Source organism: Mangrovibrevibacter kandeliae, assembly GCF_024519155.1.
Lineage (GTDB): Bacteria > Pseudomonadota > Alphaproteobacteria > Rhizobiales > Rhizobiaceae > Mangrovibrevibacter > Mangrovibrevibacter kandeliae.
On the sequence record NZ_JANIFJ010000004.1, the window covers coordinates 24,890 to 49,812 of the forward strand.

The 24,923-nt window shown below is 68.7% G+C and carries 21 protein-coding genes; 9 read left to right on the forward strand and 12 right to left on the reverse strand.

Annotation, left to right across the window (positions count from 1 at the left end; genetic code table 11):
* Nucleotides 1-49 precede the first annotated feature (49 nt).
* From NPA30_RS11910 to hydA, 5 genes are all read left to right on the forward strand, one after another.
* A complete protein-coding gene (locus tag NPA30_RS11910) occupies nt 50-811 on the forward strand; it encodes a GntR family transcriptional regulator (RefSeq protein ID WP_256802917.1) in 762 nt (253 codons plus the stop codon).
* Nucleotides 812-954: 143 nt separating this feature from the next.
* Entirely contained in the window at nt 955-1,740 is a 786-nt protein-coding gene (locus NPA30_RS11915) for a transporter substrate-binding domain-containing protein (RefSeq protein ID WP_372338794.1), read from the forward strand.
* Between the two features lie 60 nt (nt 1,741-1,800).
* The gene (locus NPA30_RS11920; RefSeq protein ID WP_256802918.1) at nt 1,801-2,475 is read left to right on the forward strand and encodes an amino acid ABC transporter permease; all 675 of its coding nucleotides are present in this window, start codon (nt 1,801-1,803) and stop codon (nt 2,473-2,475) included.
* A 16-nt stretch (nt 2,476-2,491) separates the two neighbouring features.
* A complete protein-coding gene (locus NPA30_RS11925; protein WP_256802920.1) occupies nt 2,492-3,709 on the forward strand; it encodes a cysteine desulfurase-like protein in 1,218 nt (405 codons plus the stop codon).
* Nucleotides 3,706-5,121 carry a dihydropyrimidinase gene (hydA, locus tag NPA30_RS11930; RefSeq protein ID WP_256802921.1) on the forward strand — a complete coding sequence of 472 codons (1,416 nt, stop codon included), beginning with the start codon at nt 3,706-3,708 and terminating at the stop codon, nt 5,119-5,121. Before NPA30_RS11925 ends, hydA begins: the two co-directional genes overlap by 4 nt.
* 107 nt (nt 5,122-5,228) lie before the next feature.
* Here hydA and NPA30_RS11935 read toward each other — a convergent pair whose 3' ends face one another.
* Genes NPA30_RS11935 through NPA30_RS11970 form a run of 8 tightly spaced genes read right to left on the reverse strand, consistent with a single transcriptional unit; the run spans nt 5,229 to nt 14,667 of the window.
* Nucleotides 5,229-7,586, reverse strand: coding sequence for a penicillin acylase family protein (locus tag NPA30_RS11935; RefSeq protein WP_256802922.1), 2,358 nt, complete (start codon nt 7,584-7,586; stop codon nt 5,229-5,231).
* A 7-nt stretch (nt 7,587-7,593) separates the two neighbouring features.
* The gene (locus NPA30_RS11940; RefSeq protein WP_256802923.1) at nt 7,594-8,574 is read right to left on the reverse strand and encodes an ABC transporter ATP-binding protein; all 981 of its coding nucleotides are present in this window, start codon (nt 8,572-8,574) and stop codon (nt 7,594-7,596) included.
* The gene (locus NPA30_RS11945) at nt 8,571-9,566 is read right to left on the reverse strand and encodes an ABC transporter ATP-binding protein (RefSeq protein WP_256802924.1); all 996 of its coding nucleotides are present in this window, start codon (nt 9,564-9,566) and stop codon (nt 8,571-8,573) included. Before NPA30_RS11945 ends, NPA30_RS11940 begins: the two co-directional genes overlap by 4 nt.
* A gap of 12 nt (nt 9,567-9,578) precedes the next feature.
* Nucleotides 9,579-10,367: an SDR family NAD(P)-dependent oxidoreductase gene (locus tag NPA30_RS11950; RefSeq protein ID WP_256802925.1), complete on the reverse strand. Its 789-nt coding sequence runs from the start codon at nt 10,365-10,367 to the stop codon at nt 9,579-9,581.
* An 8-nt stretch (nt 10,368-10,375) separates the two neighbouring features.
* Nucleotides 10,376-11,248, reverse strand: a complete 873-nt coding sequence (locus tag NPA30_RS11955) for an ABC transporter permease (protein ID WP_256802926.1) — start codon at nt 11,246-11,248, stop codon at nt 10,376-10,378.
* A gap of 10 nt (nt 11,249-11,258) precedes the next feature.
* Nucleotides 11,259-12,179 carry an ABC transporter permease gene (locus tag NPA30_RS11960; protein WP_256802927.1) on the reverse strand — a complete coding sequence of 307 codons (921 nt, stop codon included), beginning with the start codon at nt 12,177-12,179 and terminating at the stop codon, nt 11,259-11,261.
* Between the two features lie 21 nt (nt 12,180-12,200).
* Nucleotides 12,201-13,694, reverse strand: coding sequence for an ABC transporter substrate-binding protein (locus NPA30_RS11965; RefSeq protein ID WP_256802928.1), 1,494 nt, complete (start codon nt 13,692-13,694; stop codon nt 12,201-12,203).
* A 46-nt stretch (nt 13,695-13,740) separates the two neighbouring features.
* On the reverse strand, nt 13,741-14,667 hold the full coding sequence (locus tag NPA30_RS11970; RefSeq protein WP_256802929.1) for a polysaccharide deacetylase family protein: 927 nt from the start codon (nt 14,665-14,667) through the stop codon (nt 13,741-13,743).
* A gap of 127 nt (nt 14,668-14,794) precedes the next feature.
* Between NPA30_RS11970 and NPA30_RS11975 the strand changes: the two genes are divergently transcribed.
* Nucleotides 14,795-15,553 carry an IclR family transcriptional regulator gene (locus NPA30_RS11975; RefSeq protein WP_256802930.1) on the forward strand — a complete coding sequence of 253 codons (759 nt, stop codon included), beginning with the start codon at nt 14,795-14,797 and terminating at the stop codon, nt 15,551-15,553.
* Between the two features lie 103 nt (nt 15,554-15,656).
* On the opposite strand, the gene NPA30_RS11980 is transcribed toward NPA30_RS11975, so the two are convergent.
* Complete coding sequence (locus NPA30_RS11980; RefSeq protein WP_256802931.1) at nt 15,657-16,583, reverse strand: NAD-dependent epimerase/dehydratase family protein; 927 nt, start codon at nt 16,581-16,583, stop codon at nt 15,657-15,659.
* 527 nt (nt 16,584-17,110) lie between these two features.
* On the opposite strand from NPA30_RS11980, the gene NPA30_RS11985 reads away from it, so the two are divergent.
* The 3 genes from NPA30_RS11985 to NPA30_RS11995 are packed head-to-tail and all read left to right on the forward strand — an operon-like array spanning nt 17,111 to nt 19,844.
* Complete coding sequence (locus NPA30_RS11985) at nt 17,111-18,424, forward strand: glutamine synthetase family protein (RefSeq protein WP_256802932.1); 1,314 nt, start codon at nt 17,111-17,113, stop codon at nt 18,422-18,424.
* Between the two features lie 13 nt (nt 18,425-18,437).
* The gene (locus NPA30_RS11990; RefSeq protein ID WP_256802933.1) at nt 18,438-19,178 is read left to right on the forward strand and encodes an SDR family NAD(P)-dependent oxidoreductase; all 741 of its coding nucleotides are present in this window, start codon (nt 18,438-18,440) and stop codon (nt 19,176-19,178) included.
* A 15-nt stretch (nt 19,179-19,193) separates the two neighbouring features.
* Nucleotides 19,194-19,844, forward strand: a complete 651-nt coding sequence (locus NPA30_RS11995) for a cysteine hydrolase family protein (protein WP_256802934.1) — start codon at nt 19,194-19,196, stop codon at nt 19,842-19,844.
* 242 nt (nt 19,845-20,086) lie between these two features.
* Here NPA30_RS11995 and NPA30_RS12000 read toward each other — a convergent pair whose 3' ends face one another.
* From NPA30_RS12000 to NPA30_RS12010, 3 genes are all read right to left on the reverse strand, one after another.
* A complete protein-coding gene (locus NPA30_RS12000) occupies nt 20,087-21,682 on the reverse strand; it encodes an ABC transporter substrate-binding protein (protein ID WP_256802935.1) in 1,596 nt (531 codons plus the stop codon).
* An 11-nt stretch (nt 21,683-21,693) separates the two neighbouring features.
* Nucleotides 21,694-23,976, reverse strand: coding sequence for an ATP-binding protein (locus NPA30_RS12005; RefSeq protein ID WP_256802936.1), 2,283 nt, complete (start codon nt 23,974-23,976; stop codon nt 21,694-21,696).
* A 208-nt stretch (nt 23,977-24,184) separates the two neighbouring features.
* A complete protein-coding gene (locus NPA30_RS12010) occupies nt 24,185-24,916 on the reverse strand; it encodes a response regulator (RefSeq protein ID WP_256802937.1) in 732 nt (243 codons plus the stop codon).
* Nucleotides 24,917-24,923: the final 7 nt, after the last annotated feature.

A 24,923-nucleotide genomic window follows, 5' to 3' on the forward strand; every position in this document is an offset into this window, starting at 1 on the left:
AGGGCTCTGGACTGCTAGCGTCGCCCACACGAGCGAATGAGTCTTGAGCATGGATTTCTCCGATCGCGCGTCGATCATCTGCCGGGCCATCCGCCGCGCGATCCTCGAGCAGGCGTTGTCTCCGGGCGACAAGCTGCCGGAGGACACGCTCGGCGAACGGTTCGGCGTCAGTCGCACCATCGCGCGGCACGCGCTCGGCCAACTCGCCTCCGAGGGGCTGGTCGAGCTCCGCCGGAACCGCATCGCGCTCGTCGCGACGCCGTCCTTCGAGGAAGCGCGGGACGAATTCGACATCCGCCGCGAACTGGAGCGCCTCGTGGTGCGGGCCTTGTGCGGCCGGCTCAGCGCATCGCAGATCGAGGAGCTGACGGCTCACGTCGCCGGCGAGGAGGCGGCGCGGGGCGGATCGGAGGCCAACTCCATCCGTCTCGCCACCGAGTTTCACGTCAAGCTCGCCGAGATGACGGGAAAGCCGACGCTGACCCGTTACGTGCGCGAGATCGCCTACCGGTCCAGCCTGTCGCTGGCGACCTTCGGCCGGCCGCATTCCCCCGACTGCGCGATCTCCGAACATCGTGCGGTCATCGAGGCGGTGGCCGCCGGCGATGCGGAGCGCGCCGCCGCTCTGATGGCCGAGCACCTCGACCAGGTCGCGGCTCGCGCCTTCCTGAAGGCGCGGCCGTCCCGCGGCGACTTGATGGAGGTTCTCGCCCCCTACGCGGATGCGGAGCGCCCCGGCCTCGGCGCACGTGCCGGCCGCGAGACGGAAAAGACCGCGCAGCCGCAGAGCCGGCGACCGAAGCACGCCTGAAATTTCCGCTTGCGCGACGCGCCATCCTCCGTGCAGTCTGATCGAAGAAGTGCATGCAAGTGTAATGCTCAATCGTTGGGCATTGCCCGCTTCGAAAGGCGGCACTTTCTCCAGGTCAACCGCATCGTCGAAAGGACAGGATCATGTTCGCCAAGACATTAGCCGCCGTCTTGATGGCCGCCGCCGCCATCGCCGTCCCCGCCAGCGCCAAGACGCTGAACGTCGGGGCGAATGTCGGGAACGTCCCGTGGGAGTTCCAGGACGAGAAGGGCGATACCGTCGGCTTCGAGATCGAGCTGGTGAAGGAAGTCGCCAAGCGCATCGGCTACGACGACGTGAACATCGAGAACATCCCCTTCAACGGCCTGTTCTCCGCCGTGCAGTCCGGGCGGATCGACGCGGCCGTGTCCTCGATCACCATCACCAAGAAGCGGCTGGAGTCGGTATCCTTCGCCCAGCCGTACTACGACAGCGACCAGTCGCTCTCGGCTCTGAAGTCCTCCGGCATCCAGGGGCTGAAGGACCTGTCGGGCAAGACGGTCGGCGTCGATACCGGCTCCACCGGCGACATGTGGGCGACCGAGCACCAGAAGGAGTACGGGATCAGCGACATCCGCCGCTTCGAAGGCCTCGCGCCGGCCATGCTTGATCTCGGCAACGGCGGCATCGACGGCTACATCTCCGACATCCCGGCGGTCGCCTACTACATCAAGGACAAGCCGCAATTTGCAGTGGTGGAGCGCATCAAGACGGGCGAGCAGTATTCGATCATGTTCGCCAAGGACTTGCCGCTGGCTGCCGAAGCGACCAAGGCGATCTCCGCCATGAAGAAGGAAGGTTTCGTCGCCGACCTCCACGAGAAGTGGTTCGGCTCCAAGCCGGACGCCTCGACGTCGACGGCGATGGACGCCGACCAGCCGAAGCTCTGATCCAGGGAGCCTGGAGCCGCCGGCCTCGTCGCCGGCGGCCTTCACGGGTGAGGCGCTCGCGTGGGCATCGTTCAGACCTTCTTCAACATCGACGTCCTCGTCCGCTATTTCCCGCTGCTGCTGCAGGGGCTCGGCCGCACCGTGCTGCTCGGCCTCCTGTCGATCGCGATCGGCCTTGCCGGCGGTCTCGTCCTGGCGCTGGTGCGGCTCTACACGGCGAAGGTCTTCCGAGCGCTGGCCATCGCCTATATCGACGTCTTCCGCGCGCTTCCCGTCCTGGTGTGGCTCGTCGTCGTCTACTACGCCTTGCCTTTCCTCGGGATCCGCTTCTCGCCCTTCGCCGCGGCCGTCTTCGCCCTGTCCACCGTCTCGAGCGCCTACGCGGCGGAGATCTTCCGGGCGGGCATCGAAGCCATTCCGCGCGGCCAGTTCGAGGCCGCCGATGCGCTCGGCCTTCACATCTACCGCCGGATGCGGCACGTCATCCTGCCGCAGGCGGTGCGGATCGTCATTCCGCCGCTCACCAACAACTCGATCAACGTGATGAAGGATACGGCGCTCGCATCCGTGGTGGCGCTGCCGGATCTCCTGAAGCAGGCGACGCAGGCGCAGGCGCTTGCCGCCAACCCGACGCCGCTCATCGGCGCGGCCGTTCTCTATCTCCTGCTGCTGTTGCCGCTGGTCCGCCTGGTCGCGCGGTACGAAACCCGCACCGCGCGCCGCGGCGCACGCTGAACCGAAAGCATCCCTCATGCCCCTCGATCTCGATTTCGTCCGTTCGCAGTTTCCGGCCCTGTCCGGCGAATGGGCCTTCATGGACAATGCCGGCGGCAGCCAGACCCTGAAGCGGGTGGCCGACCGCGTCGCCGACTACCTTCTGACCTCCAATGTCCAGACCGGCGCGAGCTACGCCCCGAGCCGGTTGTCCCTGGAGCGCGTCTCGCAAACGCGCGACGCCTTCGCCCGATTCATGAACTGCGATCCCGGCGAGATCGTCGAAGGGCCGAACACCACGATCCTCATCCGCTTCCTGTCGGAAGCCATGACGGGACGTCTGGCGCCCGGCGACGAGATCATCCTCACCAACACCGACCATGAGGCCAATATCGGGCCGTGGCTGAAGCACGAGGCGCGCGGCGTCACGGTGAAGTGGTGGCGCTGCGATCCCGAAACCTTCGAACTCGACCTCGACGACCTGCGCGCCCTGATGACGGACCGGACGAAGCTCGTCTGCGTCACGCATGCCTCGAACATCCTCGGAACGATCAACCCGATCCCGGAGATCGCCGCGATCGCCCACGACGCGGGCGCCGAGCTGATGGTGGACGCGGTCGCCTATGCGCCGCACCGGGCCATCGACGTGAAGTCGCTCGGCGCGGACTACTACGTCTTCAGTGTCTACAAGGTCTTCGGGCCGCACCATGCGGTCATGTACGGGCGGCGCGAGAAGCTCGAAGCGCTCGACAACATCTACCACTACTTTTTCGACAAGGCCCGCGTGCCGCACAAGCTGGAACCCGGCAACATCAACTACGAGTGCGCCTGGGGCTCGATCGGCTCGATCGAGTATGTGGAGGAACTCGGCGTCCGTGAAGGTGCGCCGGCGGGGCGCGCCGCCATCGAGGCCGGCTTCGCGGCGATCGCCGAGCAGGAGCGCGGCGTCACCGAACGTCTGATGGACTTCCTCGACAGCCGCAACTCGGTCCGTGTGATCGGTCGCAGCTCGGCCGCCATCGAGGATCGTGTCTCCACCGTTTCCTTCACGGTGGGCACGGAAAGCTCGAAGCGGATCGTGGATGCGGTCGACGCGGCGAAGGTCGGCATCCGCTTCGGCGACTTCTATGCCCGCCGCATCGTCGAGGAGCACGGGCTGATGCCGCAGGACGGCGTCGTGCGCGTATCGATGATCCACTACAACACCCTGGAGGAGGTGGACCGGCTGATCGCCGCGCTGGAGCCGGCGCTGTGAGCCTCGACCTCGCGATCCTGGGCGGGACGGTCGCGACGGCGTCCGACGTGTTTCGCGCCGACGTCGGGATCCGGGACGGCACCATTGTCCAGCTCGGTCTGGGGCTCGAGGCACGGGAGACGATCGACGCGACGAACTGCCTGGTGCTGCCGGGTGGCATCGACAGCCACGTCCACATCTCGCAGCCGTCCGGCGACGGCATCGTCATGGCGGACGATTTCGAGAGCGGCACGCGCTCGGCGCTGTTCGGGGGCAACACGACCGTGCTGCCGTTCTGTCTGCAGCAGAAGGGGCAGTCGTTGCGGGCCGCGGTGGAGGCCTATCACCGGCTGGCGGCCGGCAACTGCTACACCGACGTGTCCTTCCACCTGATCGTGTCCGACCCGACCCCCGCCGTGCTCGGCCAGGAACTGCCGGCGCTGGTGGCCGATGGCTACACCTCGTTCAAGGTGTTCATGACCTACGAGGGGCTCCGGCTGAACGATGCCGAGATCCTCGCCACCATGGACACGGCGCGGCGCACCGGCGCGCTCGTCATGGTCCACTGCGAGAACGAGGACGCGATCCGCTACCTCGTCGGACGGCACGAGGCGGCGGGCGACGTGCGTCCGCGCGCGCATGCCACGACACGGCCGATCGTTGCCGAACGGGAGGCCACGCATCGGGCCGTCAGTCTGGCCGAAGTCGTCGACGTGCCGGTGGTGATCGTCCACGTCTCGAACGGCGCGGCGTTGGGCGAAATCCGCGCGGCACGGGGACGGGGCCGCAAGGTCGTCGCCGAGACATGCCCGCAATACCTGATGCTGACCGCGAGCGACCTCGACGGCATGGATTGGGAGGGCGCGAAATTCGTCTGCTCGCCGCCGCCGCGCGACGAGGCGGAACAGCGTGCCTGCTGGACCGGGATCGAACAGGGCGACTTCGACCTCTTCTCGTCCGATCATTGCCCGTTCCGCTACGACGATCCGGCCGGCAAGCTGAACCCGAAGGGGCGCACCAGCTTCGCCCATGTCCCCAACGGCATACCCGGCGTCGAGACGCGCCTGCCGATCCTGTTCTCCGAAGGCGTGTCGAAGGGCCGGATCGACCTTCCGCGCTTCGTCGCCCTGACGTCGACCAACCATGCCAGGCTCTACGGGCTGGAGCGGAAAGGCTCGATCGCGGTCGGCATGGACGCCGACATCGCGATCTGGGACCCGATGGTCCGGCGCACCATTCGGCACGCGGACCTTCATGACGGGGCGGACTACAGCCCTTACGAAGGCATCGAAGTCACCGGCTGGCCGCAGACCGTGATCCTCGGCGGTCGCGTCATGGCGCGGGACGGCGCGCTCGTCGGCACCAAGGGCGTCGGCCGCCACGTGCCTCGCGCGCTGTCCAGCCTCGCGGCGCGACCGCCCGGGCCGGCATAAGAGCCTGGCGTCGCGATGGCGCTCGACCGGGAGGCGCGGGAAGGCGGCATCGAGGTTTTCACCACCCGCCGGAACCTTGCCTGCCGCGCAGCGCAGGCGCGCGTGGATCAGCGCGGTGGGACCAAGCGGATCAGTCGCGAGGTGGCATCTTCGACGCGCTCTGTCGTGTAGAGGAGCGGCACATAGCGTCCCGTCGCCCAGAGCGGCGCGAGGTCGCCGTAATGCGGCGAGGCGGGGTCGCCCGATTGGCCGGGCGCGTTGATGCAGAGGCTCGCATCCCAGTTGCCGACGTCGATCAGGAGCCGCACCGAGGCGCCGGCGGTGACGCGGAAGTCGCTCAGCCGGTAGCCGGCGTGCGCCGGCGTCGAGCGACTTCCGCCGAGCGGCAGCGGCCCGACGTCCCACTCCGTCCGTTCGCTTTGCGCGCGGATCGGTGCGGCGGCGTGCTCGAAGTAGCCGTGATGGAGATCGCCCCAGCGCCAGGCTGAGGGATCGGGGCCGAGCCGCCGGCAGAGGTCGGCAAAGGCGCGGGCGAGCGTTGCCCGGAGCAGCCGGTCGCGGGCGCCGGCCGGATCGGGCCCGAAGCGGGGGTCGGGCTGTTCCAGCAGCCCGATGAGGCTTTCGACATGGCCGGGCAGGAGCAGCGCGCGCACCGCCGGGTCGGGCGCGAGCACCTCGAGCAGGCCCGGGCGCAGATGCTTCATCCACCACACCTCGCACAGCGCGGCCGGCGCGCTGTCTGCGGCGAGGCGCCCGTCCCAGCCGGCAAGCAGTGCGCGCGGCTCGGCGACCGCGCGATCCCGATCCTCCGACAACGCCGCGAGGAGCGCGCACAGCCGCACGGCCGGCAGCGACTGGACGTCGTTCTGCAGGGCCCCGGCGGCCTCGAGCGTGTGCCGGTCGTCGGCGCGCAGCACCCCCTTGATCCGCTCGGCTCGGCTCGGCTCGATCCACTCGTGACCGATCGACGGCGCATCGGCCGGCCGGTCGGCCGGCAGGTTCATCTCGTTGGCGGTGGCGAAGAAGCCCTCCGCGGGGTTCACCACATGCGGCAGAGCCTCGGCAGGCAGAAAGCCGGCCCACTCGTGGCTGCCGTCGCCCGGGACCGGCAGCAGGCCGTTCCAGTTCGGGCGGATCGGCGTGAAGCCGGCGGCATACCAGGCGACCGTGCCGCTGGTGTCGGCGCAGACATGGTTGACCGAGGGCGTGCCCCAGTGCGTCAGCGCGGCGCCGAACTCCGCGACGCTCGTCGCCCGCATGGCCGAGAGGCTGCCGAGATAGGCGGCCGATCCCGGCTCCAGCCAGACGGAGCGCAGGGCGATCGCCTGCCGGCGCACCGGATCCTCGTGCAGCACCGGCCCGTGCCGGGTGAAGGAGAGCGTCAGTGTCTGCTCGGGAGCGCTCGCGACGGCGAAGCGCTCCTCGATCCGGCGAAACGCCTCCCAGCCGTCGGCGTAGCGGTAGCGCTCGGGGTCGCCCGCCTGCGTCTCGTAGACGTAGACATCCTCCTGGTCGGCGCCGAAGATCGTCAGGCCGAAGGCGGTGCTGCCGTTGTGGCCGATCGAGATGCCCGGCACGGCCGGCTCGCCGGCGCCGATCGCGTCGAAGCCGGGAGCGCTGAGATGCACGAGATAGCGCAGCGAGGGAATCGCATGCGCCCGGTGCGGATCGGACGCCAGGAGCGGCCGTCCAGTCGCGGTGCGCGCGCCGCTGACGACCCAGTTGTTGGAGCCCTCCTCGGTCGTCGCGCGGACGACCTCGCCGAGATCGGTCACCTCGGTCCAGCGCCAGGCCTCGTCCAGCGTCGCCGCGAGACGGGCGGGCTCGAAGGTGACCGGCGCGGTGGCGAGCTTGAACAGGCGCAGGGCTTCGAGCGGAATGGCGCCGAGGTCGATGCCGGGCGCCGCGTCGAGGCCGGTCGGCGGCTCGATCGCCGCGCGCAGCGCGTCCGTCGCGGCGTCGCTTCGGGCGAGGACATTGGCGCGCAGGATCTCGGACGCGGCGTTGCGGGTCAGGGCGTGGGTGCGGATGCGCACCACGTCCTCCGGCTGCCAGCGCGCCGGGCGGGTCCCGAACAGCGCGAACTCCGGCGGCAGGCGGCCCGGCTCGGCCTCGGTCAGCGCGACATAGGCGTTGATGCCCGCGGCAAACGCTTGGCAGATCGCCTCGGCACCGGAGGCGTAGGCCGCCCATTCGGCCGCCATGTCGCCGCGATAGAGGAAGTGCCGCGCGGCATGGTCCTGCGCGAGATAGCCGGGCCCGAAGTCTGCGGCGAGCTGGCCGAGCCCGCGCTTGCGCCAGAGATCGATCTGCCAGAGCCGATCGCGCGCGGCGTTGAAGCCTTGCAGGAAGAAGAGATCCGCCTCGCTCGCCGCCCTGAGGTGGGAGACGCCCCAATGGTCGACGCGGATTTCGGCCGGGCTGTCGAGGCCGTCGAGGGTGATGGTCTCGCTCGGTACGCTCAATCGCGCCTCACGCATGATGGCAGGCGACGCGCGCGCCATCCGGGCGCGGCGTCAGTTCGGGGCGGTCGCTGACGCAGATCTCGGTGGCGAGCGGGCAGCGCGTGTGGAACGGGCAGCCGGGCGGAATGTTCGCCGGGCTCGGCAGTTCGCCCTTCAGGACGAAGCGCTGCTTGGCCCGCTGGACCACCGGATCGGCCTCCGGCACCGCCGACATCAGCGCCCGCGTATAGGGATGCTTCGGTGCGGCGAAGAACACCTCGCGCTCGGCCTCCTCGACGATCCGGCCGAGATACATCACCACCACCCGGTCGGCGATGTGGCGGACCACCGAGAGGTCGTGCGACACGAACAGGTAGGCGACGCCGGTGCGCTTCTGCAGCGTGACGAGCAGATTGAGGATCTGGGCGCGGACCGAGACGTCGAGCGCCGAGACCGGTTCGTCGCAGACCACCAGTGCCGGCTCGAGCGCCAGCGCCCGGGCGATCACCACGCGCTGGCGCTGGCCGCCCGAGAACTGGTGCGGATAGCGCGTGGCATGCTCCGGTCGCAGCCCGACCTGGGTCAGAAGCTCGGCGACCCGGCGCTTCAACTCGCCGCCGCGGGCGACGGCGCGCACACTGAGGGGCTCGGCGACGGTGGCGCCGATGGTTGCGCGCGGATCGAGCGACAGGGCCGGATCCTGAAAGATCATCTGCACGTCGCGCCGGATCTCGTTCAGTGCGCGGCGACCGGCGCCGACGACCTGACGACCCTTGATCGCGATGCTTCCGCGGGTCGGTGGCTGCAGCCCGACAATGGCATTGGACAGGGTGGACTTGCCGCAGCCGGACTCGCCGACGAGGGCGACGGTCTCGGACCGGCGGATCACGAGGTCGACGCCGTTGACGGCCCGCACCGTCGCCGGCGGTCGGCCGAAGAGCGTCGAGCGGCCCCCGAAGTGGACCGCGACGTCGCGGGCGTCGAGCACCGTCTCGCCCTCCTCGCTCATGCCGCTGCTCTCGCGATCTCGCCGACGCGGTCGCGGTGCCAGCAGGCGGTGCGGTGGCCGGGCCGCTCCTCGAACAGCGGGGGCTGCTCCGCCCTGCACCGCTCGCTCGCGAGCGGGCAGCGATCGGTGAAGCGGCAGCCCTCGCCGAAGTCGCCGGGCGAGGGCACCAGCCCTTCGATCGTCGCGAGCGTGGCCTTCGGCGCGACGTCGAGCCGCGGCACGCTGGCGAGCAGCAGGGCCGTGTACGGGTGCGCCGGGCGGGCGAAGAGGTCGTCCACCGGCGCGATTTCGGCGATGCGCCCGGCATACATCACCGCCACGTGGTCGGCGATGTCGGCCACCACGCCCATGTCGTGGGTGATGAGCACGATCGACGTGCCGCGCTCGGCGACGAGCCGCTTCATCAGGTCGAGGATCTGGGCCTGGATGGTGACGTCGAGCGCGGTCGTCGGCTCGTCGGCCACCAGCACGCGCGGCCCGCAGATCAGCGCGATGGCGATCATGATGCGCTGGCACATGCCACCGGAGAGCTCGAAGGGGTACTGGTGCAGCCGCCGGTCGGGATCGGGGATGCCGACCGCCTCCAGCATGTCGCGGGCCCGCGCCAGTGCCTCGCGGCGGGACACGGCTTCGTGCTGGCGCAGGGCCTCCGCGATCTGCGCGCCGACCGTCGCCAACGGATCGAGGGAGGCGCTCGGCTCCTGGAAGATGATCGAGATGTCCTTGCCGCGCGCCTTGCGCAGCCGCCGGGGCGGCAGGGCGGCAAGGTCGGTGTCGGCAAGCCGGACGGATCCTGCGGTGCGCTCGGCGACGTCGGGCAGGAGGCCGAGCAGCGCGTAGGAGGTCAGCGACTTGCCGCAGCCCGACTCGCCGACGAGCGCCATCACCTCGCCCGGCTGGACCGCGAAGGACACGCCGTCGACGACGCTCGCACCCGCGATCTCGATGGTGAGATCCTCGACCGACAGAAGGGGACGATCCGCAGCGGACATCGGCGACGATCCTCAGGCTGTACCGGGAGTCTTGCCGAGCTCGCCGGTTTCGAAGGTGCCGATGGAGTTGCCGCCGTCGACCGAAAGCACCGCGCCGGTGATGAAGGAGGCCTTGTCCGAGCAGAGATAGGCGATGGCGCCCGGCGCGTCCTGCGGCCCGCTGGTGCGGCCGAGCGGAATGCGCTTGGTCATGCGCTCGACGTAGTCGTCCGAGAGCATCGATACCTCCGAGCCCGGGGCGAAGCCCGGCTCGACGACGTTGACCCGGATGCGGTGGGCCGCGAGCTCGAGCGCGAGGCCCTTCGACAGGCGCTCGAGCGCCGTCTTCGAGGTGCAGTAGGGCACGGAGCCGTTGCGCATCTGCCGGCTGGCGCCCGACGAGATGTTGATGATGGAGCCGGGCTTGCCGGCGGCGATCATCAGCTTGGCCATCTCGCGGCTGACGAGGAAGGGCGCCCGCAGGTTGACCGCGAAGATCCGGTCCCAGTCGGCGACGTCCATGTCGAGCAGGCTGAACTTCGGATAGAGGCCGGCATTGTTGACGACGACGTCCGGCGCGCCCCAGTGGGCCTTCACCGCGGCGGCAAGCTCCAGAATCGAGCCCGTCTCGGTCAGCTCGGTCGCGTGGCAGAGCGTGGTGTCCGGAGCGAGCGCCAGCTCGGCGGCGACGCGCTGCAGCTCGTCCGCGCGCCGGTCGGACAGGACGAGCCGCGCGCCCTCCCTGGCGAAGTGCGCCGCGATCCACCGGCCGAACACGCCGGCGGCTCCGGTGACGACGACGATCTTGTCCTGGAACTCCATGGTGAACCTCAGCGGATGCGGGAACGGGGGTCGAGCCGGTCGCGCAGCCAGTCGCCGAGCACGTTGACCGACAGCACGAGCAGAAACAGGCAGGCGCCGGGGAAGGCGACGATCCACCAGGCGCGCTCGACGTATTGCCGCCCGACGCTCATGATCGAGCCCCAGCTCGCAGACGGGGGCTGGATGCCGAGGCCGAGGAAGGACAGTCCGGCTTCGAACAGGATCATCAGCCCGAACTCGGCGGTCGCGACGATCAGGATCGGCCCGGCGATGTTGGGCAGGACGTGACGGAAGAGGATGCGGGCGGCACCGGCGCCGGCGAGTTCCGACGCCTTGATGTAGGGTAGGTTGGCGACCTGCAGCGTCTGCGCGTAAGCAACGCGCGTGTAGCGCGGCCAGCGCGTGAGCCCGAGCACCAGCACGAGCTTCAGGAAACCCGGCCCGAGCACCGCCACGGTCAGGACGGCGAGGAGGATTGCCGGGATCGACAGCATGATGTCGACGAGCCGCATGATCACCGTGTCGGTCCAGCCGCGGAACCAGCCGGCCATCATCCCGAGCGTGACGCCGACGAGAGTCGAAACGAGCACCGACAGCACCGCCACGCTGAGCGAGACGCGGGCGCCGTAGAGGATGCGCGACAGGAGGTCCCGGCCGAGATCGTCGGTTCCGAGCAGATAGGTGACGCCGGTGCGTCCCACCGTGCCCGGGGGCTTCAGCCGGCCGAGCAGATCCTGCCGGAGCGGATCGGCCGGCGCGATCCAGGGCGCCAGCAGCGCCACCGCGACGATGACGAGAATGATCGCCGAGACGAGCATGATCGACAGGGGCACCCGCGGCAGGCGCGGGCGGAAGCGGCGGACGGGCTGCAGGACGCTCATTCGGGCATCCTCAGCGCGCCAGCCGGATGCGCGGATCGATCGCCGCGTAGGCGAAGTCCGCCGCGACGCTGGTCGCGACATAGATGAAGGAGATCAGGAGCACGATGACCTGCACCACGAGAAAATCGCGCGACTGGATCGACTGGATGGCGAGCTGGCCGATACCCGGCCAGGCGAACACCGTCTCGACGATGACCGCGCCGGCGAGAAGATTGCCGATCTCGAGCGCGGCGATGGTGATGACCGGGATCGCCGAGTTGCGCAGCACGTGGCGCAGCACCACCGCCCGCATCGACAGGCCGCGGGCGAGGGCCGCGCGGACGTAGTCCTTGCCGAGTTCGTCGACCATGGCGATGCGCGTCATCCGGGCGAAGGTCGACATCGACAGCGCGCCGAGCGCGATCGACGGCATCACCAGGAAGCGGACGTCGCCGACGCCCGAGGTCGGCAGCCAGTGGAGCTGCACCGCGAAGACCATGATGAGGAGAATGCCCGACAGGAAGGTCGGGACGCTCTGGCCCGTGAGCACCACGGCGGCCAGGGCCCGCTCGAGCGCCGTGCCGCGATAGGTCGCCATCAGCATGCCGACGGGCAGGCCGACACCGATCGCCACGATCAGCGCGCCGATGGCGAGCTCGATGGTGTAGGGCAGGCGCGACAGGACGATGCCGAAGGCCGGCGCCCGCTGCACCACGGACTGACCGAAGTCGCCTTGCAGCAGGCCGCCGAGATAGGCGAGGTACTGCACCCAGACCGGCTGATCGAAGCCGAGCTGATGGCGCAGCGTCTCGATCTGCTCGGCCGAGGCGCCCTGTGGCACGAGCAGCAGGGTCGGGTCGCCGGAGAAGTGCATCACCACGAAGACGATGGTGATGACCCCGAACACCGAGATCGCCGCCTGCAGGAGCCGCCAGAGCGCATAGCCGAGCATGTGGTCGTTCCCGCCCGCCCGTCAGTTCTTCCAGGCCATGTCCATTACGAACATCGACTCGTTCGGGGTCGGCTGCCAGGTCAGGTGCGGGTTGGCGCCATAGACCGCGAAGTCCTGGTAGAGGCCGATGCCCGGCACGTCCGTGCGCAGGATCTCGTAGGCGGTCTTGTAGTCCTTCAGCCGCTCCGCCTCGTCGAGGGTCGAACGGGCGGCATCGACCGCCGCGTCGAAGTCCGGGTTGGAGTACTTCGCCCAGGTGCTGCCGGTGCGGAACAGCGGATAGATGATGCCGTCGGCGTCCTGGCAAGCGCAGGACCAGCGCCCAATCGCGACACTGCCGGCATTGGCCGGATCGCCCTGGCGGCGCTTCAGGAACGTCGCCTGGTCGGTGGAGGTGATCTCGGTGTCGAGACCGGCGTCGTTGATCATCTGCTGCAGCGCCTCGACCAGCGCCCGATTGTAGGAGGGCGAGGTCAGGAACTCGATCTTCGCGCCCTCGGCGCCCGCCTCCTTCACCAATTCCCGCGCCTTGTCCGGATCGTAGGCGTAGCCTTCGACCGCGTCGGTGTAGCCGAACACCGGCGGCGCGCCGATGATGTTGACCGGCTTGCCGTAGCCCTGCAGCAGCGCGTCGATCAGGCCCTGCTGGTCGATTGCGTAGGCGATCGCCTGGCGCACGCGCGCGTCCTTGGTCGGGCCGCTCTGGGCGTTCATGTACATGTAGCCGACCCGCTCGGTGGCGACCGAGAGGATCTGGACGCTCGGATCGTCCTTCAGGCTGATCGCCTGGTCCGGCGGCACGTCGCGCACGAGATCGGCCTGGCCGGTCTTCAGGTCGGCGATACGGGTCGACACGTCCGGCACCGCGCGGAAGGTGACGTGGGCGAAGGGTGGCTTGCCGCGCCAGTAGTCCGCATTGGCCTCGAGATCGGTGCGCACGCCCTGCTGGTGGTCGACGAGCTTGTAGGGGCCGCTGCCGACGGGCTTGGCGTTGAAGCCCTGGTCGCCGACCTTCTCGAGATAGGCCTTCGGCACGATGGACAGCTTCACCAGCTGGGCAAGCATCGCCGGGTAGGGCGACTTGGTGGTGATCCGCACCTTGGTGGGACTGACCGCCTCGGCCTTGTCGATGGGGCTGAACTGCGAGAATTGCGGACTCTTGAGCGCCGGGTCGATGATCCGGTTGATGCTGAAGGCGACGTCGTCGGCGGTCAGCTTGCTGCCGTCGTGGAAGGTGACGTCGTCCCGGATGTCGAAGTCGAGCGTGGTGTCGTTCTCGTAGGACCACTTGGTGGCGATCTGCGGCACGATCTCGCCTGCGGCGTCGCGGGTGACGAGGTTGTCGAAGATGTTGCGATAGATCGTGTAGCTGTCCGTGTCCCACTGCAGGTGCGGGTCGAGCGTCGCCGCGTCGTTCGGCAGGTCGATCGTCAGCGTGTCCTTTGCGTCCTGCGCCAGCACCGGCGCGGCGAGGAGACCCATGGCGAGGGTGGTGGCGGCGAGAAGTCTCAGCATCCGGGTAAATCCCCTTTCGTCGTTTCGGCGATAGAAGTGGTCGGCGTCAGGCTTTGGTCGCGTCGGCTTCGGCGAGGCAGTAGCGGACGATGTCGGCATGGGTCGCGAACCAGACGTCGCCCTTGCTCTTGGCGAGGCGGATGACCTCGTCCAGGATGAAGATGCGCGAGCGGTGGCCGACATGGTGTGGATGCAAGGTGAGCTGGAACAGTCCGCCTTCCTCCCAGGCGAGCTCCAGTTCGCGGCTCAGGATGTCGAGGAGCATCGCCGGCCCACCATAGGGGCGCGCGGTCCCGCCACGGTCCATGTTGAAGTACGGCGCGTCGTCGCGGATCCATTCGACCGGAAGTTCGACCACGCCCGTGACCTCGCCGTCCTCCAGGAGCTCGTAGGGCTCGTCGTCGGCCATCAGCGAGGAATCGTAGAGGAGGCCCATTTCGCGCACGATCGAAAGGGTGTGCGGAGAGAAGTCCCAGGACGCGGTGCGCATCCCGACCGGGCGGGTGCCGGCGAGCTTCTCCAGCACGTCGGCCGCGCGCAGCGACAGGTCGCGCTCGGTGGCGTGGTCGAGACCGGAGTTGAACTCGTGGATCCAGGAGTGGATGCCGATCTCGTGGCCGGCGCCGGCGACGCGCTCGACCTCGTCCGCGTTCAGCATCGCCGAGACAGCCGGCATGAAGAAGGAGGCCGGAACGCCATGCCGCGCGAGCAGGCCGAGGATGCGGGGCATGCCGGCGCGCGCGCCATAGGTGCCCTGGCTCATGCGTCCGGCGGAGAGGCCGCCGTTGCGCAGCTCGATCGTCTCGTGATCACTGTCGAAGGAGAGGGCCACCGCCATGCGCGCGCCGCCCTTCCATGACGCGGGCTTCAGCGAGCGCCCCGCCGCTGCCTTGGCCACTTTGCTGCGCCATACCGGCTCCGGCCAAAGCCACGGGGTCTTCGGATCGGCGATGTCTTGAGCGTCTGGAGCCATTCGATGCTTATTCTGTCAGGTTTCCAGTCGCAGCTGCCCGCATGGAGGCTGCCCCGCACTGGCGCTTCTCTGTGCAGGAAGGTTATGAGCCTACTGTCTGACCAGCAACTGGGCGGTGTTCACATCCATGAACTCTGAGGTCAAGAGCGCCGGCCGCATCCTGGATCTCCTGGAATTGCTGGCCGAAAGCCGCGAGGCGGTCTCGTTCACCCGCATCACCAGCGCGCTGTCATTGCCCAAGAGCAGCGCCCATGCGCTTCTGCAGACGTTGATCGGGCGCGGCCATGTCGTTCATGACGCCGATGGTCGCTACCTCCTCGTCGAGGCGAGCCGTCACGGGTTTCCGTTCCGGCCGATCGAGGAGCCGCTCGTGGCCAAGGCCATGCCGATCATGCAGCGGCTGCGCGACGCCTCGGGCGAAACGGTGCTGATCTCGACGATGAATGCCCGCGGCGACATTCGCCGGCTCGCCAAATGCGTCAGTCGCCAGCCGGTGCGCTACGACGTCGATCTCCAGTCGCCGATCGCGGCGTACTGCACGGCAACCGGGCGCGCACTCCTCGCCTTTCGCGGCGATCACGAGATCGAGGCCTATCTCGATCGTGTCAGCCTCCTGTCCTACACCGGCTTTACCGTCACCGGCCGGGTGGCGCTGATCGACGTGCTCGCCGAGGTGCGCCGCCGCGACTTTGCGATCAACGACCAGGAGTTCATCACCGGATCGACGGCCGTCGCCGCGCCGGTGCGCGACGGAAGCGGAGCGGTGATCGCCGCCCTGAACCTCGGCACGCTGACCAGCCGGTTTCGCGAGCGCGAGGAGGAGCTCTGTCGGCTCGTCGTCGCGGCGGCCGCCACCCTGTCCGCGCGCCTTAAGGCCGATGCCTGACGCCCGGCCGACCGCCGGACTGCGCGGCCGGCCGTCGCGCACCGCGGCCGGCGTCGCCTGGAGGCGCGGCATGATGCTGCCGACGTGCGGCGTCCTCGGCCGGTCAGGCGGGCGGGGTCGCAAGCGACCGCATCGTCCGCTCCAGGCCGTCGCCGAGCCTGACGTGGGCCCGAAAGCCGAGCTCGTCCGCAGCACGGTGCGACGTGTAGCCGTCCGGCCCCTCGGCGGAGGGTTCTGCGCGTTCGAAGTCGATCCGGCTCTGCGGACACAGACGACCGACGACGTCGGCGACATCGCCCAGGGTCTCGCCGGCGGGGCCGACGATGTTGAAGATGCGCGACGTCACCGCGCCGGCCGTCGCGGCGGCGAGGAGGCCCGACACCGCATCCTCGATATAGAGGTAATGCGCGACGTCCGCCGGATGCCCCTCAACCTCGAAGTCTCTCCCTTCCGTCGCCGCCCGCAGCAGCGCCTCCAGCATCGTCGGGGTCGCGCGCCCGGGGCCATAGACCCAGCCGAGACGGAGCGCGAGGACGTCGAGGCCTTCGCCGTTGGCGTAGCCGATCACGGCGGCCTCCGCCGCCAGCTTGCTCGCCCCGTAGACGCCCGGCGGATCGGGCGGCGCGCTCTCGTCGAGAACGCCGCGGCGGCGCGCACCGTAGACCTCGACGGACGAGCACACGACGATGCGCCCGGCCCCGCTTCGCCGCGCGGCCTCGAGAAGCTCCGCCGTCCCCTGCGCGTTGATGCGCCAGATGTCGCCCGGGCGGTCCGCGAGCACCATCGGACCGGAGACGGCTCCGCAGTGCAGGACGGTGTCGAAGGGCGCACTGGCGAAGAGCGCCACGATGTCATCGTTGCACCGAAGGTCGCACGCCGTGATGCCGTCCCCGGGCATGCCGTCGCCGATGTCGGCGCCGACCACGTCGATCCCCTCCTGGCGGAGCCGCGCCCGCGTGGCGCCGCCCAGGAAGCCGCGCGCGCCGGTCAGAAGCACGCGGCCGAGGGAACGGGTCGCACGGCCGCTCATCCTGCGGCCAACCTCGGCTTCGCTGGCCGGAGCTGTCCACCTGCGCAGCGACGGACGGAGCAGCCCCAGGCATTGCCGCACCGAGGGGCCGATGTTCGCGCTCGGCGGAGCGTCTTACAAAGCCGGGCCATCGACGTTCCTCTTCTCAGCTGCTGCCCAAGTCCTGAGCGTGCCCGATATCGAGCAGGGCTCGCTTGTATCAGAAGATAACGCCATGGTAGCGATCGATGCGATGACACTGCACCGGCGATGGGGTCGAGCGTCCACCATGATCGAACCCGCCGGGACCTCGGCGCGAGTTGCACGCGCTTTGCCGAGGCCACGCGCGGGGTGTCCTGCCTCGGCATGTCTCGGAGCCTTCATCGCCAGTACCCCTATTACCCTGTCCTCGCCACGACCAGACACTCGCGGCCCGCGCGACAGGGCGGCTGCGGCCGCCGATCTCGGCGGGCGCGAGCGCTACCGGCGCGCGCGCACCGCCGCATCGGAAGCCTCGCGCATGTCCACCGCTATCCGAAGGTGACAGGATGATCCGAGAGCCGCTGACCCTGTTCTGCTACGCCGACCTGTCCGGGCAGGTGCGGGGGAAAGGCTTCCCGACCCGCCTGCTCGACAAGCGGCTCAAGGCCGGCATCGGCTGGACGCCGACCAACCTGATGTTCACGGCCCTCGGCACGATCGCATCCTCACCCTGGGGACCGCACGGCGACCTCACGCTGATGCCCGATCCCGCGACGCGCGTGGAGGTCGACTTCGAGGACGGATCCCCGGCCGAGCGCTTCTTCCTGTGCGACCTGACCGAGACCGACGGCACTCCGTGGGACTGCTGCCCGCGCACCGCACTCAAGATCGCAGCGAAGGACCTGCTGCGCGAGACGGGCATCGTGCTTCGCGCCACCTTCGAGCACGAGTTCGTCTATTCCGGCGCCGAGACTCGGGCCGGCGACATGTACGGTCTCGGCGCGGTGCGCCGCCATGGCGTCTTCGGCGAAGTCTTCATCGCCGCGCTGCAGGCGGCGGGCCTGGACGTCGAGTCCTACCTGCCGGAGTTCGGTCCGGGCCAGTTCGAGGTGACGCTGCCGCCGGCCGAAGCCCTTGCCGCCTGCGATCAGGCCGTAACCGTGAAGGAGCTCGCGCGCGCCACCGCGCACCGGCTCGGCCACCGCGTCACCTTCGCGCCGCGCGTCGCGCCGGACGGTCTCGGCAGCGGCGTCCACATTCACTTCAGCCTGTGGACCGAGGCGGGCGAGCCGATCAGCTTCGACCCGGATCGACCGTTCGGTGTGAGCGAGCGGGCAGGCAGCTTCCTCGCCGGCGTCCTCCGGCACATGCCGGCGCTCTGTGCCTTCACCGCTCCGACGGCTGTGTCCTACCTGCGTCTGGTGCCGAACACCTGGACCGGCGTCTGGTCCAACCTCGGCTACCACGACCGCGAGGCCGGCATCCGCATCTGCCCCGTCTTCGGCGCGTCCAGGAAGGCGGCGCGGCAGTTCAACTTCGAGTTCCGCGCCGCCGATGCCACCGCCAATCCCTATCTGCAGCTCGCGGCGATCATCCGCGCCGGGCTTGCAGGCCTGCGCGACGGTGCCCCGACGCCAGAGCCCACCACCGGCATCGATCCCGGCGTGATGGATGAGGCGGAGCGCGCGGCACGGGGCATCCGGCGCCTGCCGTCGAGTGCCGGCGCGGCGCTCGACGCGCTCGAGGCCGACGCTGCCGCCAGCGCGTTCCTGTCGCCCGCGCTGACGCAAGCCTATCTCGCCAACAAGCGCAGCGAGCTCGAGCTGACCCGCGCCTGGAGCCCCGAGGAGCTCTGTGCCCGGTACGCCGAGGTCTACTGAGGAGCGCCGTCAGATGGGCAAGTTGAACGGGCGCATCGCCGCCGTCACCGGCGCGGCCACGGGCCTCGGCCGGGCCATCGCGCTTCTTTACGCCGCCGAGGGCTGCGACGTTGCCGTGCTCGACCGCAATGGCGAGGGCGCCGAGACCGTGGCGCGCCGCATCCGCGACCTTGGCCGGCGCAGCATCGCCGTCACCGTCGACGTCGGCGACGAGGCGGAGGTCGCCGCTGCCTTCGCAAGGGTCGCGGCGGAGCTCGGCCCGCTCGACATTCTCGTCAACAATGCCGGCATCGTCACCGTGGCGCTGCTCGAGACGATGGCGACGGAGACGTTCGACGAGATGATCCGGATCGACCTGAAGAGCGTCTTCCTCTGCACGCGTGCCGTCGTGCCGCAGATGAAGGCGCGCGGCTACGGGCGGATCGTCAACATCGCGAGCCAACTTGCTTACAAGGGCGGCGAGGGGATGACCCACTATGCCGCCGCGAAGGCCGGCGTCGTCGGCTTCACCCGCTCCCTCGCCTACGAGGTGACGCGGCACAACATCGCCGTGAACGCGATCTGTCCCGGGCCGATCGACACCGACATGAAGCTGCCGTCCGAGTGGGTGGGCCGGAAGGAGGCGGAGCTCGTGATCGGCCGCCAGGGGCGGGTGGAGGAGGTGGCACCGACCGCGCTGCTGCTCGCGCTGGAGGATGCCGCCTTCTATGTCGGCGCGACGTTCCATCCGAACGGCGGCGACGTGATGGTCTGACCCGGAGAACCCTTCATGCAACGTCCCGAAGATGCCGGCCTCACGCGCGAGCGCCCGTTCGATCCCCGGCGCACCTGCCTGCTCCTGGTCGACACGCAGAACGTCGTCTGGAACCCGGACGTCGCGGCGCGTCTGCCGGAGTTCGACGCGGTGGTGCGCGACACCGTCCTGCCCAATCTCGAGCGGCTGGTCGCCGGCTTCCGCGCCGCCGGCGCAGAGGTGATGTACACGGTGATGGAGAACCTCACCAAGGATGGGCGCGACCGCAGCCTCGACTACAAGCTGTCCAACTTCTTCATCGCCAAGGGCTCCTGGGACGCGAAGGTGTTCGACGCGCTCGCGCCCGGCGAGGACGAGATCGTCATTCCCAAGACCTCGTCCGGCGTCTTCAACTCGACCAACATCGAGTACGTCCTGCGCAACATCGGCATCGACACGCTGGTGGTCACCGGCTTCCTCACCGACCAGTGCGTCGACCACACCCTGCGCGACGCGGCGGATCGCGGCTTCTATCCGGTCTGCGTGTCCGATGCCTGCGCAACGCACACGCCGGACCGCCATGCGGCAGCGCTGAACGCCTTCGGCGGCTACTGCCGCACCCTCGGCACGGCGGAGCTTCTGGAACACCTTGCGATGTCGTCGCGGGGCGCAGCGTCGTCCGACTGAACCGGCATCCATGACCGGCAGAACGGGAAGGGGCCCGGCTTGCAGTGCCGCAGCCGCCGCCGCGCGGGGGACTGAGCCGCCGTTGAAGGGCGCCAGCCGATGAAAGGCGCCGGCCGCCGTCGCAGTCGCCTCCGATCGACTGTCGCCATCGCCGGCCTCGACGGGGATCTGACTGTCCAACCGAGCGTCAAGCCGTGGCGCGCCCGGTCCTGCAACATCCTGCGGAATGAGCGCGAAGGCGTTCAGTCATCGCTCAAGCTGACGCCTTCGAAGTTGTGGTAGCCAAGCGGATCGATGACGAAACCCTTGACCGACTTCCGAGCGGCGACCGTGAAGATCGAGTGCGCGATGGGCACCCAGGGCACCTCGCGGCGGAAGATGGCTTGCGCCTGGTCGTAAAGCTCGCGGCGTCGTTCCCGGTCGCTGACCTCCCGCGCCTCGCGGATCAGGTCGTCGAACTCGTGGTTGCACCATCGGGCGATATTGTTCCCGCCGATCCGCGCGGCGGTGCAGCCGAGCAGCGTGCCGAGGAAATTGTCGGGATCGCCATTGTCTCCGGTCCAGCCGTAGAGCGCCAGCGTCACCCCGCCGTCCTGCATGGTGATCCGATAGTCGTTCCACTCGGCGGTCTTCAGCTCGAGCCGAATCCCGAGTTCCTCGAGATCGTCGGCGATCATTTCCGCGATGCGCCGGCCGTTCGGATTATAGGGGCGCGAGACCGGCATGTACCAGAGATCGGTGGTGATGCCGTCGGCGTGGCCGGCTTCGGCAAGCAGGGCTCTCGCGGCGGCCGGATCATGCGCGACCGGTTCCGCGCTCTGATCGAAGGCCCAGGAGGTCGGCGGAATGGGGTTGCTGGCGAGCGTCCCGGTTCCCGGGAAGACCGCGTCGATGATCGCCTGCCGATCGATCGCGAGGTTGATCGCTCGGCGAACGCGCACGTCGTCGAAGGGGGGGCGTGTCGTGTTGATCCCGAGATAGCCTATGTTGAAGCCGGGCAGCTGATAGAGACGCAGTCCGTCATCGGCCTTGATGGCCGCGATGTCTTCCGCACCCGGGAAGGCGCTGACATGGCATTCGCCGGCTTTCAGCTTGGTCACGCGCGCCGAGGCCGTGGGCGTTATGGAAAAGACGAGGGTTTCGATCTTCTGGCGTCCGCGCCAGTAGTCCGGAAACGCGCGGTAGCGCACCATGATGTCCTTGCGGAAGTCGGCAAGCTCGAAGGGGCCGGTGCCGATCGGATGCGTATCGAGGCGCTCCGGCGTTCCAGCCTGCATCATCCGGTCGGCATATTCGGCCGAGAGGATGGCGTTGAACGGCATGGCGAGGGAGGCGAGGAACGGCGCTTCGGGGCGGGTCAGGACGATCCGCACGGTGCGCTCGTCCAGGGCGTCCACGCTGGCGAGGAGTTCGCCGAACCCGCTGTCCTTGAAGTAGTCGAACCGCGCATTCGAGACGTTATGGTAGGGATGGTCATCCTTCCATTGACGCGTCAGCGAAAAGACGACGTCGTCGGCGTTCATCGGCCGGGTGGGCACGAAGCTCTCGTTCGAGTGGAAGCTGACGTTCGGCCGCAGATGGAACGTGTAGGTCTTTCCGTCCTCGGAGACCGTCCAGCTTTCGGCAAGCGCTGGCCGCAGATCCGTCGTGCCCGGCGCAAATTCCACGAGGTTGTTGAACATCGGCCGCGAGGCATCCATGGCGGTGCCCGTGATCGCCAGCTGCGGATTGATCGCCTCGGGATTGCCCTCGGAGCAATAGACGAAGGTCTGCGCCGCTGCGCCCCCGGTCAGGCAGGCACTGGCGAACATCACGAGGAGAGCGAGCTGACGGAGCAAGACGGGGATCCTCAAGCAAGAGGCTCGGACGCCATCGGTGTTGGGGCGCTGAGCGGAAGGTCGATGATGAAGGTGGAGCCGCGGGGTGTGTTGCTGCGCAGCGTGATCGTGCCGCCCAGGGTGACGGTGACGAGGTTGTAGACGATGTGGAGGCCGAGCCCGGTCGAGCCCGACGCCCGCCCGGTGGTGAAGAACGGATCGAAGATCTTGGAGCGATGCGCGGCGTCAATGCCTCGTCCGTCGTCGGAAAAGGTGATGCGCAGTTCGTCGCAGTCCCGCCGGGCGATCAGCACCGTGATCGTGCCGGTCTCGCCGGGACGATAGGCATGGGCATAGACGTTCGAAAGGAGGTTCGTCAGAACCTGCGAAAGCGCGCCTGGATAGCTGTCGATCTCGAGGTCCGGCTCGCAGGCGATCTCCAGCCGGTGGCCGGCGCGTTTGCCCATCGGGCCGAGACTGGTGAACAGATCGCGCGTGAACGCCTCGACGAGAAACGTCCGCCGTTCGCCGCTGGCTTGGTCTGCCGCGACGCGCTTGAAGGATTGGACGAGGCTGGCGGATCGCTCGACATTGGCGACCGTCAGCCGCGACCCCTCGTCCATGCGCCGCACGAATTCGTCGAAGGCCGCCTTCGTGACGCCGCCGGACGATGTCTGATGCTGGAAGCGCTCGACATCCACGGCCATGACGGTCGCAGTCGTCAGGGCGACGCCCAGCGGCGTATTGATCTCGTGCGCGACGCCGGCGACCAGTTGGCCGAGCGAGGCAAGCTTCTCGGCCTGGATCAGTTCGCTTTGGGTCTCCCTCAGGCGTTCCAGCGACTCTTCCGTATCCTCCTTCGCCCGCCGCAGCGCGTTTTCGCGCCGCTCGAGTTCGGTCAGGAAGCGGTTCGTCGCCCGGGCCATCGCACCCAGCTCGTCGCGTCGGTCCGTATCGGACATTCGATCGGCCCCGGTGTTGAAAGCTCCGGCGATCATCCCCTGCTCGAGCCGCTTCAGCGGACGGGTGATCGACCGCGCCGTCAGCAGCGCCGCCAGCGCCGCCAGGAGAAATGCGGCCCCTCCGCCGAAGACGATGATCTGTCTCACCTGCGAGCCGATGCGATCGGCATTTGCCGACAGGGTGGCATTCAGCGATGCGACCTGAAGAAGGAGGAACTCGGCCCGGTCGGACATGTCGGTGCGCACCGCGCCCTGCGCCCGCAGCCCTTCCTCGGCCGCCTTCAAGGCTTCGCGCCAGTCCTCCAGCGCGTCCAGCATGTCGCTCTGGATGAGGGGCGAGATCGGGAGCGAGGAGATGCGCTCCCCGAGAGCGCGACTGCGGTCGACGATCTCGGCGATCTGTGCGCCTTCGCGCCGGGCGATGACCTGGCCGGTCTCATCGCCGAGCTTCAGGGTCTCGATGGCGATGTTCTGGGTGGCCTGTTCGGTCTCGCTGGCCTCGACCGAGTAGGAGAAGAGCTCGAGCAATTCGGTCTGAAGGGTGCGTTCGGCCGTGACATCGACCTTCAGCTGGCGATCGAGCCGGGCAAGGCTGTCGCGCGCCGCGACGATGTTGGTGCGCAGGACCGCATCTTCGTCGAGGATCGCATCATCGAGAGGCGGCGTCGGACGGCCCATGCTCGCGTGTCGATAGACCTCGTAGGCATTGCGAATGCGAGCCGCTTCGAAGGAGACGGACAGGCGATCCTCGCTGACGGCCCGTCCGCTCGCGGCCATCAGCGAGGCGTCCGCGATGGCGAGCCTGAGAGCTTGCTGCGCCGCCACGATCTCGCGTGTCGCCACGAGGACGCCGCTGCGCGCGCGAAGCGTCTTGACGATGTCGAGATTGGACACGTGCTGACGCTCACGGGCTTCTTCGGTCAGGGAGATGAGGTGACCGAGGCGCTTGTCCATTTCGGCGACCAGCCCGTCGTTCCAGGCCGTGGTCGCCATGAGCTGATCCATCTGCCGGGCGTAGCGATCGAGGGCCTCCATGGTGGACTGGATGGCGGCGCGTTCTTCAGGCTCGGGCGAGCGTGCCGAGAGACTGGCGAGACCGCGTCTCGCACCGGTGATCGAGGCAGAAAATCCGGCGGAAAAGCGCGTCCGATCCGATGGGTCTGCATCGAGATAGGCGTCGCTCGCGCTCATGGCCGAGACGCCCTGTCGATACACCGTCGAAGCGTCGAGCGCGCCCTGCCGGGCGACGTCCGCGCGTCCGAGCAGCAGGATCGACAGAAACCCCATCAGTGCGGTGATCGCGATCGGCAGCGCGCCGACGAGGAAGACGCGCTGGGCGATCGTCGGCTTCAACGCGGAGCGGGAGTGCCGCCGCCAGTCAAGAAGCCGGGGGATGGCCTCGACGGCCTTCGACGGCCAGGCCACGAAGCGTGCGGACGGCCGGGCCGGGCGAGACGCATGAAGGTCGTTCGAAGCGAGAACCATCCGGCCGCACTGCATGGGACAAACGAGACGTCCCGTTCATGCGGCAGGAATGTTTCGCCATGATTTCGCAGCGCCGTCACGCCTCGGGCGAGAAGATGTAGCCGGACCCCCTGACCGTACGAATGACGGTGGGATGCGCCGGATCGGGCTCGATCTTGCGCCGGATGCGGGTGATCCGCACGTCGATGGCGCGGTCGAACGGATCGGCATCGCGCACGCTGGCGAGATCGAGCAGGCGCTCGCGGGTCAGGACCCTGCGCGGATTGTCGGCGAAGGCCTTGAGCAGCGCGAATTCGCTCTGAACGAGCTGCATCATGTTGCCGTCCTCGTCGGCAAGGAGCTGCGCGTCGAAATCGAGCCATTTGGTGCCGAACCGTATCCGGCGCGACGCGGGAGGCACCGGCCCTGCCGGCATCGGGGCCGCGGCCTGGTTCTGCGAGCCCTGGGCCCGCCGCATGACGGAGCGAATGCGCGCGAGAAGTTCGCGAAGCTCGCAGGGTTTGGCCAGATAGTCGTCGGCCCCGAGCTCGAGGCCGACCACGCGGTCGACGAGACTTGCCGTTCCCGTCAGCATGATGACGGGGATGTCGGTCGTCCCCTTGAGATGGCGCACGATCGACAGCCCGTCCTCGCCCGGCATGTTCAGGTCGAGGACGACGAGATCCGGCTTCCCGCTGTTGAGAAAGGCGCGGAACGAGGGCCCGCCGTCGAACGTCTCCGTGCGGAAGCCGTTCATGCGGATGTAGTCCGAGATCATCTCGCGGGTCGGCGCTTCGTCGTCCACCACGGCAATCAGTGGGTCGGTCATTCTCGTA

What these genes read in the sequence shown, in the direction of transcription:
- NPA30_RS11910 (WP_256802917.1), top strand. Translation starts at nt 50, where the DNA reads ATGGATTTCTCCGATCGCGCGTCGATCATCTGCCGGGCCATCCGCCGC.
- NPA30_RS11915 (WP_372338794.1), top strand. Translation starts at nt 955, where the DNA reads ATGTTCGCCAAGACATTAGCCGCCGTCTTGATGGCCGCCGCCGCCATC.
- NPA30_RS11925 (WP_256802920.1), top strand. Translation starts at nt 2,492, where the DNA reads ATGCCCCTCGATCTCGATTTCGTCCGTTCGCAGTTTCCGGCCCTGTCC.
- NPA30_RS11940 (WP_256802923.1), bottom strand. Translation starts at nt 8,574, where the DNA reads ATGAGCGAGGAGGGCGAGACGGTGCTCGACGCCCGCGACGTCGCGGTC.
- NPA30_RS11945 (WP_256802924.1), bottom strand. Translation starts at nt 9,566, where the DNA reads ATGTCCGCTGCGGATCGTCCCCTTCTGTCGGTCGAGGATCTCACCATC.
- NPA30_RS11950 (WP_256802925.1), bottom strand. Translation starts at nt 10,367, where the DNA reads ATGGAGTTCCAGGACAAGATCGTCGTCGTCACCGGAGCCGCCGGCGTG.
- NPA30_RS11955 (WP_256802926.1), bottom strand. Translation starts at nt 11,248, where the DNA reads ATGAGCGTCCTGCAGCCCGTCCGCCGCTTCCGCCCGCGCCTGCCGCGG.
- NPA30_RS11960 (WP_256802927.1), bottom strand. Translation starts at nt 12,179, where the DNA reads ATGCTCGGCTATGCGCTCTGGCGGCTCCTGCAGGCGGCGATCTCGGTG.
- NPA30_RS11965 (WP_256802928.1), bottom strand. Translation starts at nt 13,694, where the DNA reads ATGCTGAGACTTCTCGCCGCCACCACCCTCGCCATGGGTCTCCTCGCC.
- NPA30_RS11970 (WP_256802929.1), bottom strand. Translation starts at nt 14,667, where the DNA reads ATGGCTCCAGACGCTCAAGACATCGCCGATCCGAAGACCCCGTGGCTT.
- NPA30_RS11975 (WP_256802930.1), top strand. Translation starts at nt 14,795, where the DNA reads ATGAACTCTGAGGTCAAGAGCGCCGGCCGCATCCTGGATCTCCTGGAA.
- NPA30_RS11980 (WP_256802931.1), bottom strand. Translation starts at nt 16,583, where the DNA reads ATGAGCGGCCGTGCGACCCGTTCCCTCGGCCGCGTGCTTCTGACCGGC.
- NPA30_RS11985 (WP_256802932.1), top strand. Translation starts at nt 17,111, where the DNA reads ATGATCCGAGAGCCGCTGACCCTGTTCTGCTACGCCGACCTGTCCGGG.
- NPA30_RS11990 (WP_256802933.1), top strand. Translation starts at nt 18,438, where the DNA reads ATGGGCAAGTTGAACGGGCGCATCGCCGCCGTCACCGGCGCGGCCACG.
- NPA30_RS11995 (WP_256802934.1), top strand. Translation starts at nt 19,194, where the DNA reads ATGCAACGTCCCGAAGATGCCGGCCTCACGCGCGAGCGCCCGTTCGAT.
- NPA30_RS12010 (WP_256802937.1), bottom strand. Translation starts at nt 24,916, where the DNA reads ATGACCGACCCACTGATTGCCGTGGTGGACGACGAAGCGCCGACCCGC.